This is a genomic window from Massilia terrae (assembly GCF_024753145.1).
In the GTDB taxonomy this organism is placed as follows: domain Bacteria; phylum Pseudomonadota; class Gammaproteobacteria; order Burkholderiales; family Burkholderiaceae_D; genus Telluria; species Telluria terrae.
Map to the genome: position 1 here is coordinate 177,819 of NZ_JANUGU010000004.1, position 12,085 is coordinate 189,903.

The window sequence follows — 12,085 nt, forward strand, 5'->3', positions numbered from 1 at the left end:
CAAACCGCTATTTTACTTGGAGCGGGGCCCTTGTCCCCCGGGAATGGCATTGCTTGCGATTTGGCAAGAAGCGGTGTGGGCGCGGAGGCAAACTGGAAATATCGCCCGGCGAGGCTATTCCAGGGAGCGCAACATGGCAATGTTCAGGCATATGGAGGTGGTGCTGATGGTCTGCTTCGGGCTCATCTGCGCGGCGGCCCTGCTGGCGCAGGCAGGGAAAATGCAGGGGCCTGTGAGCGCGGAAGCGCGGGAGATGCCGGTGGTGGTCGTGATCGGGAAGCGTTTGACTGCGGCGGAGAAGGCGCAGGCATTGCAAGAAGCTGGTTAATTAGCTTCATTACCGTCGTCTCCGCGCAGGCGGGGACCCATGCTGAGTGTGCGGGCCGGCCGCTGCAGCGCCACCAATCAAGCGTTCCATGGGTCCCCGCCTGCGCGGGGACGACCTTGTTTGTGGTATCGGTAACGCGTGTGTGCCGGCTTCGATCAGTCCAGCTCCGCCAGCACCTTCAAGTGCGCCACGACGCTGCGCCCCAGCGCCGACAAGTTGTATCCACCCTCCAGGCAGCTGACGATCCGCCCCTGCGCATGCTGCTTGGCCACCGCCATGATCTGCCGCGTCATCCACGCATAATCGGCCTCCACCAGCGCCATCCCGCCCATATCGTCGTCGCGGTGCGCGTCGAAGCCTGCGGAGACGAAGATCATCTGCGGCTTGAACGCATGCAGCGCCGGCAGCCATTTCTCTTCCACGATCTTGCGCACCGCCTCGCCGTTGCTGTACGCCGGCACCGGCACGTTGACGCTGGTCGCGGTCAGCGGCTCCGGTTCGCCGTACGGATAGAAGGGATGCTGGAAGAAGCTCGCCATCAGCACCCGTGGATCGCCGTGAAACGACTCCGCCGTGCCATTCCCGTGGTGGACATCGAAGTCGATGATCGCCACCCGCTCCAGCCTGCGCACATCGAGCGCGTGGCGCGCCGCGATCGCGACGTTATTAAACAGGCAGAAGCCCATCGGCGTGGACGGCCGCGCATGGTGGCCCGGCGGCCGCACCGAGCAGAAGGCATTGTCGATCTCGCCGTCCAGCACCGCATCCGTCGCCGCCACCGCCGCGCCGGCGGCGCGCAGCGCGGCCTGCCAGCTATGGCTGCACAGCGAGGTGTCGCCGTCGATCGGATAGTAGCTGCCGGGCTCCGGCAGATGGTCGCGCACGATCGCGATGGCGGCTTCCGTATGGTTGCGACGGATCGCGTCCAGCTCCGCCAGCGGCGGGCTGCGCTGCTCGACCAGCCCAGGCAGGCGCGCAAGGATGATCTGGTCATCGATGGCCCGCAGCCGGGCCGGGCTCTCGGGATGCCACTCGCCCATTTCGTGACGCAGGCAATCCGGGTGGCTGTAAATCGCGGTGGTCATGCCTGCTCATCCGTATGTGTGCCCCGGAACGAGCGATCTCGCATAGAATCTGGTGGAACGGCCATGACGAAAAGGCTAAATGGAGTGGCAATGGCGTTAATCTACCACGCCACCCTCCTGACTCGCACGATCCACGGAACACTTACATGCTCAATAAATTGCACGCCGCCGCCCGCGAAGTCACCCAGATCGTGGTCGGCAAGGACCAGCAGGTGCGCCTCGCGCTGACCTGCCTGCTGGCCGGCGGCCACCTGCTGATCGAGGACCTGCCGGGCGTCGGCAAGACCACGCTGGCGCACGCGCTGGCGCTGTCGCTGGGCCTGCGCTTCAACCGCGTGCAGTTCACCAGCGACCTGCTGCCCGCCGACGTGGCCGGCATCTCGGTCTACGAGCGCGAAAAGAACGGCTTCGTGTTCCACCCCGGCCCGATCTTCACCCAGGTGCTGCTGGCCGACGAGATCAACCGCGCCACGCCCAAGACCCAGTCCGGCCTGCTGGAGGCGATGGAGGAACACCAGGTCACCGCCGACGGCGTCACGCGCGCCCTGCCCGAGCCGTTCTTCGTGATCGCGACCCAGAACCCGGCCAACCAGGTCGGCACCTTCCCGCTGCCCGAATCGCAGCTCGACCGCTTCCTGATGTGCCTCTCGCTGGGCTATCCCGACGCGCAGGCCGAACGTGCACTGCTGATGGGCGAGGACCGGCGCAGCATGTTGAAGAACATCGTGCCGGCGATGCGCCCCGGGGAACTGGCCGACGCCCAGCAGTCGCTGCGCAAGCTGCACACCTCCAGCGCGCTGGTCGATTACGTGCAGGCGCTGGCCCTGGCCTCGCGCCAGAACGGCATGTTCGCCGAAGGGCTGTCGCCGCGCGCCGCGATCGCGCTGCTGCAGGCCGGTCGCGCCTGGGCCGCGCTGGAAGGTCGCGACCACGTGATCCCGGAAGACATCCAGGCTGTGCTGGTGCCGGTGTGCGCGCACCGCCTGCGGCCGCTGAAGTCGGCGCACGGCATGGCGCTGGCCAGCCGCGACCTGGTGCTGCAGCTGCAGAAATCGGTGCCGGTGTAAGGAAGCGCGATGACCGCCGCACTGCCCAGCTGGGTGCGCAAGCAGGCCGAGGCCTGGGCCGAACGCGCGCTGCGCGAGGACGGCGCCGAAGTGGTGCTGAGCCAGCGCCGCGTGTACATCGTGCCCACCGGCGCCGGGATCGGCTTCGGCGGCCTGCTGCTGGTGCTGCTGATCGGCTCGATCAACTACAACCTCGGGCTCGGCTTCGCGCTCACCTTCACCGCCGGCGCCTGCGCGCTGGTCGACATGTTCTTCACCTGGCGTAACCTCGCGCACCTGCTGCTGCGACCGGGCCGCGCGCACGATGTGTTCGCGGGCGACCAGGCCCAGTTCGAACTGCACCTGGTGAACCAGGCAAGGCGCGAGCGCTACGCCATCGCGGTCGAATTCGCGGGCAGCGCCGCCACGCCGCGCATGGCCGACGTAGGCGCGCAGGGCAGCACCTGCGTCACCCTGTCGGTGCCGGCCGAGCGGCGCGGCTGGATGCGCGCGCCGCGCGTGAAGCTGTCGACCCGCTTCCCGCTCGGCCTGTTCCGCGCCTGGAGCTACTGGCAGCCGGACCTGGCGGTGCTGGCCTATCCCACGCCGGAGCCGGTGGCGCCGCCGCTGCCGATGGTGGGCGATGGCCGCGGCGAAGGCCCGTCGCGCAGCGGCGACGACGATTTCGCCGGCGTGCGCGGCTACCAGCCCGGCGACCAGCTGCGCCACCTGGCCTGGCGCCAGATCGCGCGCCTCGACCCGGAGCTGGGCGGGCAGCTGGCGACCAAGCATTTCGACGGCGGCTCGGCCGAGCAGCTGGTCATCGATTTCGCCGCGATTGCGCCCCAGCTCGATCTCGAACTGCGCCTGTCGCGCATGACGCGCTGGGTGCTGGACGCCGAGCAGCGCGCCCTGCCCTATGCCTTCCGCCTCGGCGCCCAGCACTACGACATGGGCCTGGGCGCGGCGCACCAGGCCCAGTGCCTGCGCGCGCTGGCCGTGTTCGGGACAGCGCCGCGATGACGCTGCCGCCGCTGTCGCGCGACAAGGCCGACACCCTGCTCCTGCTGCTGGCCACCGTGCTGGTGCTGGCCCCGCACGCGGCCCACCTGCCGCTGTGGGTGACGCTGCTGTGCGCGGCCACGCTGCTGTTTCGCGCCACGATCACGCTGCTCGGGCGGCGCATGCCCTCCTCGCTGTTGCTGCTGCCGGTCGCGGCGGCGGCGATGGCGGGCGTGGTCCACAGCTACAACACCCTGCTCGGGCGCGATGCCGGGGTGGCGATGCTGGTGCTGCTGGTCGCGTTCAAGACGCTGGAGATGCACGCGCGGCGCGACCTGTTCGTGGTGGTGTTCCTGAGCTTCTTCCTGGTGCTCACCAACTTCTTCTACTCGCAAGCGATCGGCACCGCGCTGCTGATGGTGGCTTCGGTGCTGGCGCTGCTCACGGCGCTGGTGTCGTTCCAGTTCACCGGCAAAGTGCCGCCCTTGAAGTCGCGCCTGCTGCTGGGCACGCGCATGCTGATGCTGGCGGCGCCGGTGGCGCTGGCGCTGTTCATCGTATTCCCGCGCGTGCAGGGACCGCTGTGGGGCATGCCGTCCGACGGCGCCGGCGGCCACGGCGGACTGGCCGACCACATGGCGCCGGGCCTGATGTCGCACCTGGCCCAGTCCGACGACGTAGCGTTCCGCGTCAAGTTCGACGGCGCGCCGCCGGCCCAGACGCTGCTGTATTGGCGCGGCCCCGTGTTCAGCATTTTCGACGGCCAGAACTGGACCCGCACGCGGCTCCCACCCACCCAGCCGCAGGCGGTCTCGCTGACCGCGCACGGCAAGCCGCTGCACTACCAGGTCACGCTGGAACCGTCCAGCGCGCACTGGCTGTTCGCACTCGAGATGCCCGACCGCCTGCCGCGGCTGGAGGACAACCGGGCACTGGTCACGCCGGAGTTCGAACTGACCACGGTTCAGCCGCTCGACAAACGGGTGCGCTACGACGTGAGTTCGTACACCCGATTCAGCCTGGAGGCGGGACCGCAACTGGAGCAGCCCGGCCACTGGCTCGCGCTGCCGCCCGGCCTGAATCCGCGCGCGATGGCGGACGGCGTGGCGCTGCGCGCCGAGCCCGATCCGGCGCAGCGTGTCGCCACCGTGCTGCGCCGTTTCGCGCACGAGCACTACGTCTACACGCTCGACCCGCCGGCGCTGGGCGCGCACTCGATCGACGAATTCCTGTACCAGACCCGCGCCGGCTTCTGCGAGCACTACGCCGGCGCCTTCGTGTTCCTGATGCGAGCGGCGGGCATCCCGGCGCGCGTGGTCACCGGCTACCAGGGCGGCGAGCTCAATCCGCTGGACGGCTACCTGACGGTGCGCCAGTCCGACGCCCACGCCTGGGCCGAGGTCTGGCTGGCCGGGCGCGGCTGGACCCGGGTCGACCCGACCGCGGCGGTGGCGCCGGAGCGGGTGCGGCGCGGCCTGTCGCACGCGCTGCCGCCATCGCCGCCGTTCGGCATCGCCGGCCTGATGCAGTTCGAATCGTCCAACAATCCCATGCTGGCGGAGCTGCGCTTCGCGCTGAACGCGGTCAACAACGGCTGGAACCAGTGGGTGCTGAACTACACGCCGGAACGCCAGCAAAGCGTGCTGGCCACGCTGCAGCGGCGCCTGTTCGACTGGCGCACCGGCGCCGCGCTTGCGATCTTGTTCACAGCCCTGTTTTTAAGCGAGATGTTGCGGCGTCGCAGTCGTTTGGATCCGATCGATGCGCTATACTCGGCGCTGTGCAAGCGGCTCGGTCAATTGGGCGTGCCTCGCGCGATTGACGAAGGTCCAAAAGCGTTTGCGGAACGTGTGTCCGCTTCCGCGCTTGCACCCGAACGCCAGGCCGCCGCCACCGAATTCCTGCACCGCTACAGCGCGTTCCGCTACGGGCCGCGCGCCGATGACGCCAATCTTGTAACGCAGCTCAAACGACTACTCTCGCAGCTCCGATGAAATTGCTCGCTCCGTTGTGCCTCGCTCTGTTCGTCATCAGTACCATCGGGGAGGCTCAGGCGGCGCCGAAGCACAAGCCCGCGCATGCACCCAAGGCCGGCAAAGCCAAGCCGCGCAAGGCCGCCCCGCCGCCGCGCAAGCCGGCGATCGATGTCGAAGGCGAACAGGTCAACTTCAACGAGTGGCAGGCTGTGCGCGAGTTCGAGGACGACATGGTGGCCAAGCACGGCTTCGACCGTGCGGCGCTCGAAGGACTGGTCGGCCAGGTGCGCTACGTCGAATCGGCGGTCAACCTGATCAAGCCGGCGCCGCCCGGCAAACCGAAGAACTGGCAAGCCTATCGTGCCCGCTTCATCGAGCCGATCCGGATTCGCGCCGGCGTGCGCTTCTGGGACGAGAACGCGGCCACACTGGCGCGCGCCGAATCGCAGTATGGCGTGCCGGCCGAGATCATCGTCGGCCTGCTCGGCATCGAAACCCTGTACGGCCGCGACACCGGTCGCTTCCGCGTGCTCGACGCGCTGACCACCCTGGCCTTCGCTTACCCCGAGACGCCGAACCGCGCCGATCGCATGGCCTTCTTCAGGAGCGAGCTGGAAAACACCCTGCTGCTGGCGCGCGATACCGGCATCGATCCGCTGACGCTGACGGGCTCCTTTGCCGGTGCGGTCGGCATGACCCAATTCATGCCGGGTAACATCCTGAAGTACGGTGTGGATTTCGACGGCGACGGCCGCATCGACCTGTCCAACTCGGCAGCCGATGCCATTGGCAGCGTGGCCAATTATCTTTCCCGCTTCGGCTGGAACCGCAAGCTGGCCGGACCCTGGGCCATCCCTGCCGAGGTGTCGCCCTCGCGCGCATGGGAGGGGCTGCTGGGCGGCGGGCTGTCGGCGCGTTACCGGCCGGACGAGTTGCAGGCCGCCGGAGTAACCACCCAGGTCACCTTGCCGAGCGACCGGCTGTACGGCCTGGTTGATTTGCAGAACGGCGCCGAGCCCACCGAATACTGGGTGGCTGACGATAACTTCTTTGCTATCACAAATTACAATCGCAGTTACTTCTACGCTATGTCCGTCATTGATCTGGGGCAGGCGATCAAGCTTTCCAGGGGCGCATGAGTATTGCTGAGTCGGAAAGATTTGTAATGATTTGTAACTACCAACTGTCTTGTTTGGGTAGCAAACCCAGCATGCATTAAGTTATACTCCCCCCAGTATCCTTCAGATTCCCCCTCGGTGCCACAGCGCCAATTCCCGCGCTCTCCGCATACCCCCGCCAATATTGTCAGATTTGAAGGAACTTGCTGAATTGTGCGGCAGTTTCCTGCGGAATCTCATACACTGCAATTTGAGAAAAAAACAATTATTTTTTCAGTGACTTTGTGAGAGAATTGCATTGCGGCTATTGTTGCGTTTAGACAACAAGAGGGGACAAAGATTCCGCCAATAAATACAGTTGTTGGAATGGAAACTGGAAGTAGTTGTACAATTGAATAGAAATTATCAAAAGTGTTTCCGGAAATCGAAAAACGCCGCCAGCGAGTTCCGCAACCCCAAAATAGGATGGAATGAACCATGACAAATCAAGTCGGCATTGACATGAACAGCGATTCGGAATCGGATGAACTGCTCCAATACAACCCGAACCGCCTGCTCGACACGCTCATCGAGAACCTGCGCCTGAAGAACGACGCCGCCCTGTCGCGTGCCTTGGAAGTGGCGCCGCCGGTGATTTCGAAAATCCGCCACCACCGCCTGCCGGTGGGCGCTTCGCTGCTGATCCGCATGCACGAAGTGAGCGACCTGTCAATCCGCGACCTGCGTTACCTGATGGGTGACCGCCGCGCCAAATTCCGCATCAGCGACAAGCAGTTCAAGCCGAAAGAGCCGAAGGGCTCCGGCGAAGACCTGTCCTGAGCCGTGCAGCGACGCGTCGCGCTGCCCCCGATGGCGGCGCAGCGGCGCGGTTGACGCTGTTGTGACGCGCCCGGCGCTTGGCCAGGCGCGATTGAATCAGGCCGGGAATACGCCCGTCGAGAGATAGCGGTCGCCGCGATCGCAGACGACGAACACGATCGTCGCGTTTTCCACTGTGCGGGCGATGCGCAGCGCCACTTCGCAGGCGCCGGCCGCCGAGATTCCGCTGAAAATTCCCTCTTCCGCCGCCAGGCGGCGCGCCATCTGCTCGGCTGCGGCCTGGCTGACATTTTCCACCTGGTCGACACGCGAGCGGTCGAAGATCTTCGGCAGGTACGCTTCGGGCCATTTGCGGATGCCGGGAATCGACGATCCCTCTTCCGGCTGGGCGCCGATGATGCGTACGTCCTGGTTCTGCTCCTTCAGGTAACGCGACACGCCCATGATGGTGCCGGTGGTGCCCATCGCCGACACGAAGTGGGTGATGCGGCCTTCGGTATCGCGCCAGATTTCCGGGCCCGTGGTTTCGTAGTGGGCGCGCGGATTGTCCTGGTTGGCGAACTGGTCGAGGATGATGCCCTGGCCGTCGCGCTGCATCTGCTCGGCCATGTCGCGGGCGTATTCCATGCCGCCGGTCTTGGGCGTGAGGATGATCTGGGCGCCGTAAGCGGCCATGCTCTGGCGGCGCTCGACCGACAGGTTGTCCGGCATCAGCAGGATCATCTTGTAGCCGCGGATCGCGGCTGCCATCGCCAGCGCGATGCCGGTGTTGCCGCTGGTCGCCTCGATCAGGGTATCGCCGGGCTTGATCTGGCCGCGCTCTTCCGCGCCCCGCAGCATGAACATGGCCGCACGGTCCTTCACCGAGCCGGCCGGGTTGTTGCCTTCCAGCTTGCCCAGGATGACGTTGTTGCGTTCGGCGATCTCGGGGCCGGGCAGCCGCTGCAGCTGCACCAGCGGCGTGTTACCGATCGTGTCTTCGATGGTCTTGTATGCCATTGCTTGCTTCCTATGTCTAGCGAGGTTTGCCAGGTCACATTCTAATCGGAGATGCAAGTTGGCGTATGAGAGGGGTCAGCGGGTTGAGCGTTCCGGGCTGCGCAAAGCAAATGGGGTTCCCGCGCACGTGGGAACCCCATTTCAGAAGCGCAGTGTTAGCTCTTACCGCTTCGGCACCGGATAAGTCGCCGGCGACACATTGCCGTCCTTGTCCACCGCCTGCACCCCAAAGAAGTAATTGTCCTTCGACAGCTTCACACTCGCCTCGGTGACATTGCCCACGTACTTGGCCCCCTGCCAGAACGGCGCCGTGGTCTCGCGCCACACGATGCGGTAGCCGGCCAGGTCCGGCTCCTGGTTGGCCTCCCACACCAGCGTGGTGTCGTTCTCCAGCTTGTCGGTGCGCGCGCCGACCTTCTGCGGCGCGGCCGGGGCCAGCGCCAGCGAGGCCAGGCCGGCCACGTTGACCTTGGTGACCTTGGCGATGTAGTTGAAGTCGTCGAACTCCGGCAGGTCGCCGTAGACCTTGCCGTTTTCGGTACGCAGGTCCTGGTGCTGGTGGTCGAAGTTCTCGTTCGGCTCGGTGAAGCGCACCGCCGCGTAGCCATTCGCCAGGAAGGGGCTGTGGTCGCCGCCGCGCAGGTAGCGGTCGGTACGGTAAATGACGTTGACCTTGAAGCCCTTCACGTAGCGCTCGCCCTGCTCCTTGGTGTGGCGCGCGAGCTGGCGCGTGATCGAATCGTTCTCGCCGCCGGTGGTGACCAGCGTGCGCAGCGCCTCGCTCATCTCCTTGCCCGGCGGGACGCCCTGCGCGAACAGGCGCACCTGGCCGTCATCCTTGCGGCCGTCGTCGGCGTGCGAGCTGCCGATGATGTCGTTGTCGTACATGCCGGCGATGTTCCAGCCGTTCTTCTTCGCTTGGTCGGCGAAATGCTTGGCGCCCAGCAGGCCCTGCTCCTCGCCGGCCACGGTCATGAATACCAGGGTCGCGTCGAAATTGTGCCTGGCCATCACGCAGGCCATTTCCATCACGGCCGCGGTGCCCGAGGCGTCGTCGTTGGCGCCCGGGGCGTCGGCGGTGTCGTTCATGACGTCGGTCACGCGCGAATCGTAGTGGCCGCTGACCACGTACATGCGGTCCTTCGACTCCGGCTGGGTGCCCGGCAGGGTCGCCACCACGTTCACCACTTCGGTCGGACGCGAGATGCGCGGGCCGCCCTGGTCGACGTAGCTGTCATACGTGACCTGCATGCGGGTGCCGGCGCCGCAGCGCTCCAGCTCGCTCTTGATCCAGCGCCGCGCCGCGCCGATGCCGCGCGTGTCCGAGCTGGTGTCCGACATCGTGTGGCGGGTGCCGAAGCTGACCAGCTTGCGGATATACGCTTCGATGCGCTTGGCCGAGATTTCGGAAACGGCTTTCTCGATTTCCGGCTGGCGCTTGCTGACATCGGGAGCGGCGGCCTGGGCCGCAAAGGCAGAGGTCGTCGCAGCGGCGATCAGGCCGGCGAGCAGCGTCCTGGAAAGGCGGGCTGGTGGCATGGGTATCCCTTCGAATTATTACGCTTCAATTAAGCCGCAATATCTTCTCATGCTCCGAAGGAACATTGATGTCATTACATGCAAAAAAAGTGGGGGATGGCGGGCCGCGCTTCTGGGTGCGGCCCTGGATGGCGGGAGCCGTCGGCTGCGGCCGCCTTCCGGATGGAAGAACCGCCGCGCCGGCGTGGAGGACTTACATCGAGGACTTCATTGCTTTCTTGTCGGCCTTGGCGGGCTTGGCGGCCTTGTCGCTCATATCGCCGGGGGTCTTGTCGGTCTTGTCGGCCTTGGCGTTCTTTTCGGTCTTGGTCGAGGCGGCGGCGGCTGCGTTCATCGGCGCGCCGTCCTTCGACTTGCCGTTCACTTGCAGCCCGGCCTCGGACAGCTTGCTGCCGTGCTTGTCGCCGATGCCCTTCACGCGTTTCTGCAGGTCGGACCAGTCCTTGAAGTCGCCGTTCTTGGTGCGCTCGTCGATAATGCGCTTGGACATGGCCGGGCCGATGCCCTTGACCGAATCCAGCGCGGCGGCGTCGCCCTTGTTGACGTCGACCTGGGCAAAAGCGAAGCTAATCGATGCGACCAGGGTGGCAACTGCAAGTATCAGTTTCTTGATCATCGTTCGTCTCCGGTTAGTGGATCGGCGGGTGCCGTCCCTCTGGCTTTAACGGGGCGAACGCGGCGGGGGTTGACGCGGTTGGGTTGAGCTTGCTCAAGCGGGGTGGGTGAGGCGAGCGCTTGCCTCTAATCATGCAAGGGGGTTCCCGCTTGCGCGCGAACCCCATTTGGCGTGCTGAGCCGAGCAGCTTATTTACGGGTGAGGATCGACCGGCCGATACCGTGGTACTCGATGCCCTGCTGCGTCATCAGCCCCGGTTCATACAAATTGCGCCCGTCGATAATCACCGGATTCACCAAGCGCGCCTTAATGGCTTCGAAATCCGGGCTGCGGAACGCCTTCCACTCGGTGACGATCACCAGCGCCTGCGCGCCGTCCAGCGTGTCCATCGGCGCCTCGGCGAAGCGGATGCGCGACATCTTGTCGGCGCCCAGGTCCAGCTCCAGCACGCGCCTGGCCTCGGCCATCGCCACCGGGTCGTACACCGATACCGTGGCGCCGCGCTCGATCAGCTCCTGCAGCAGCACCCGCGACGGCGCCTCGCGCATATCGTCCGTATTCGGCTTGAACGCCAGTCCCCACACGGCGAAATGCTTGCCGCTCAGGTCGCCGCCAAAGCGCGATACCACCTTGTCGCCCAGCACGCGCTTTTGCCGGTCGTTGACGGCCTCGACCGCCTGCAGGATGAGCAGTTCGCGGTCGTACTGGCGCGCGGTGCGCTCCAGCGCCTGCACGTCCTTCGGGAAGCAGGAACCGCCGTAGCCGGCGCCGGCGTACAGGAAGCTGTAGCCGATGCGCGGGTCGGAACCGATGCCCTGGCGCACCGCTTCGATGTCGGCGCCCACCTGGTCGGCCAGGTTGGCCAGCTCGTTCATGAAGGAGATGCGGGTCGCCAGCATCGCGTTGGCTGCGTACTTGGTGAACTCGGCCGAGCGCACGTCCATCCAGTAGGTGCGCTCGTGGTTGCGGTTGAACGGTGCGTACAGCAGCTTCATCATGTCGCGCGCGCGCTGCCCGGCCGGGCTGTCGTCGTGGCCGATGACGATGCGGTCCGGACGCATGAAGTCCTCGACCGCCGCGCCCTCTTTCAGGAATTCGGGGTTGGACACGACCGAGAACTCGCCATTGCCGCCGCGCGCCGACAGCTCCTCGCGGATGGCGGCGGCGACACGGTCGGCGGTGCCCACCGGCACGGTCGACTTGTCGACGATGACCTTGAAGCCGTCCATGTGGCGCCCGATGTTGCGGGCCGCGGCCAGCACGTACTGCAGGTCGGCCGAGCCGTCTTCGTCCGGCGGGGTGCCGACCGCGATGAATTGCAGCACGCCATGCGCCACGCTGGCGGCGACGTCGGTCGAGAAACGGATGCGGCCGGCCGCGCGGTTGCGCGCGACCACTTCTTCCAGGCCCGGCTCGTGGATCGGGATGCCGCCGTTGTTGAGCAGGTCGATTTTCTTCTGGTCGACGTCGAGGCAGAACACGTCGTTGCCGAGTTCGGCGAGGCAGGCGCCGGTGACCAGGCCCACATAGCCTGTGCCGATGATGGTGATTTTCATT

General features: G+C 65.9%; 11 protein-coding genes. 6 read left to right on the top strand and 5 right to left on the bottom strand.

Features of this window, described 5'->3' with window-relative positions; genetic code table 11:
* Window positions 1-133: 133 nt before the first annotated feature.
* Window positions 134-328 (top strand): hypothetical protein, encoded by a 195-nt coding sequence (locus tag NX778_RS13760; RefSeq protein ID WP_258812319.1) that lies wholly within the window; start codon window positions 134-136, stop codon window positions 326-328.
* Between the two features lie 155 nt (window positions 329-483).
* Here the strand turns inward: NX778_RS13760 and NX778_RS13765 are convergent, their stop codons facing one another.
* Window positions 484-1,413 carry a histone deacetylase family protein gene (locus tag NX778_RS13765; RefSeq protein WP_258812320.1) on the bottom strand — a complete coding sequence of 310 codons (930 nt, stop codon included), beginning with the start codon at window positions 1,411-1,413 and terminating at the stop codon, window positions 484-486.
* Between the two features lie 146 nt (window positions 1,414-1,559).
* Here NX778_RS13765 and NX778_RS13770 point away from each other — a divergent pair, with 146 nt between their 5' ends.
* The 5 genes from NX778_RS13770 to NX778_RS13790 all read left to right on the top strand — a co-directional run bounded on the left by NX778_RS13770 (window position 1,560) and on the right by NX778_RS13790 (window position 7,374).
* Window positions 1,560-2,480, top strand: a complete 921-nt coding sequence (locus NX778_RS13770) for an AAA family ATPase (protein ID WP_258812321.1) — start codon at window positions 1,560-1,562, stop codon at window positions 2,478-2,480.
* Between the two features lie 9 nt (window positions 2,481-2,489).
* Window positions 2,490-3,482 (top strand): DUF58 domain-containing protein, encoded by a 993-nt coding sequence (locus NX778_RS13775; RefSeq protein WP_258812322.1) that lies wholly within the window; start codon window positions 2,490-2,492, stop codon window positions 3,480-3,482.
* Entirely contained in the window at window positions 3,479-5,455 is a 1,977-nt protein-coding gene (locus NX778_RS13780; protein WP_258812323.1) for a transglutaminase TgpA family protein, read from the top strand. The genes NX778_RS13775 and NX778_RS13780 overlap by 4 nt, the downstream gene beginning before the upstream one ends.
* A complete protein-coding gene (mltB, locus tag NX778_RS13785; protein WP_258812324.1) occupies window positions 5,452-6,576 on the top strand; it encodes a lytic murein transglycosylase B in 1,125 nt (374 codons plus the stop codon). Before NX778_RS13780 ends, mltB begins: the two co-directional genes overlap by 4 nt.
* A 456-nt stretch (window positions 6,577-7,032) precedes the next feature.
* Window positions 7,033-7,374 (top strand): hypothetical protein, encoded by a 342-nt coding sequence (locus NX778_RS13790; RefSeq protein ID WP_258812325.1) that lies wholly within the window; start codon window positions 7,033-7,035, stop codon window positions 7,372-7,374.
* Between the two features lie 96 nt (window positions 7,375-7,470).
* On the opposite strand, the gene cysM is transcribed toward NX778_RS13790, so the two are convergent.
* From cysM to NX778_RS13810, 4 genes are all read right to left on the bottom strand, one after another.
* The gene (cysM, locus tag NX778_RS13795; protein ID WP_258812326.1) at window positions 7,471-8,373 is read right to left on the bottom strand and encodes a cysteine synthase CysM; all 903 of its coding nucleotides are present in this window, start codon (window positions 8,371-8,373) and stop codon (window positions 7,471-7,473) included.
* A 162-nt stretch (window positions 8,374-8,535) separates the two neighbouring features.
* Window positions 8,536-9,912: a M20/M25/M40 family metallo-hydrolase gene (locus NX778_RS13800; RefSeq protein WP_258812327.1), complete on the bottom strand. Its 1,377-nt coding sequence runs from the start codon at window positions 9,910-9,912 to the stop codon at window positions 8,536-8,538.
* Window positions 9,913-10,105: 193 nt separating this feature from the next.
* Window positions 10,106-10,528: a ComEA family DNA-binding protein gene (locus NX778_RS13805; RefSeq protein WP_258812328.1), complete on the bottom strand. Its 423-nt coding sequence runs from the start codon at window positions 10,526-10,528 to the stop codon at window positions 10,106-10,108.
* 188 nt (window positions 10,529-10,716) lie between these two features.
* Window positions 10,717-12,084, bottom strand: a complete 1,368-nt coding sequence (locus NX778_RS13810) for a UDP-glucose dehydrogenase family protein (protein WP_258812329.1) — start codon at window positions 12,082-12,084, stop codon at window positions 10,717-10,719.
* Window position 12,085 lies beyond the last annotated feature (1 nt).

What these genes read in the sequence shown, in the direction of transcription:
- NX778_RS13790 (WP_258812325.1), top strand. Translation starts at nt 7,033, where the DNA reads ATGACAAATCAAGTCGGCATTGACATGAACAGCGATTCGGAATCGGAT.
- NX778_RS13760 (WP_258812319.1), top strand. Translation starts at nt 134, where the DNA reads ATGGCAATGTTCAGGCATATGGAGGTGGTGCTGATGGTCTGCTTCGGG.
- NX778_RS13770 (WP_258812321.1), top strand. Translation starts at nt 1,560, where the DNA reads ATGCTCAATAAATTGCACGCCGCCGCCCGCGAAGTCACCCAGATCGTG.
- mltB (WP_258812324.1), top strand. Translation starts at nt 5,452, where the DNA reads ATGAAATTGCTCGCTCCGTTGTGCCTCGCTCTGTTCGTCATCAGTACC.
- NX778_RS13775 (WP_258812322.1), top strand. Translation starts at nt 2,490, where the DNA reads ATGACCGCCGCACTGCCCAGCTGGGTGCGCAAGCAGGCCGAGGCCTGG.
- NX778_RS13780 (WP_258812323.1), top strand. Translation starts at nt 3,479, where the DNA reads ATGACGCTGCCGCCGCTGTCGCGCGACAAGGCCGACACCCTGCTCCTG.
- NX778_RS13800 (WP_258812327.1), bottom strand. Translation starts at nt 9,912, where the DNA reads ATGCCACCAGCCCGCCTTTCCAGGACGCTGCTCGCCGGCCTGATCGCC.
- NX778_RS13805 (WP_258812328.1), bottom strand. Translation starts at nt 10,528, where the DNA reads ATGATCAAGAAACTGATACTTGCAGTTGCCACCCTGGTCGCATCGATT.
- NX778_RS13810 (WP_258812329.1), bottom strand. Translation starts at nt 12,084, where the DNA reads ATGAAAATCACCATCATCGGCACAGGCTATGTGGGCCTGGTCACCGGC.
- NX778_RS13765 (WP_258812320.1), bottom strand. Translation starts at nt 1,413, where the DNA reads ATGACCACCGCGATTTACAGCCACCCGGATTGCCTGCGTCACGAAATG.
- cysM (WP_258812326.1), bottom strand. Translation starts at nt 8,373, where the DNA reads ATGGCATACAAGACCATCGAAGACACGATCGGTAACACGCCGCTGGTG.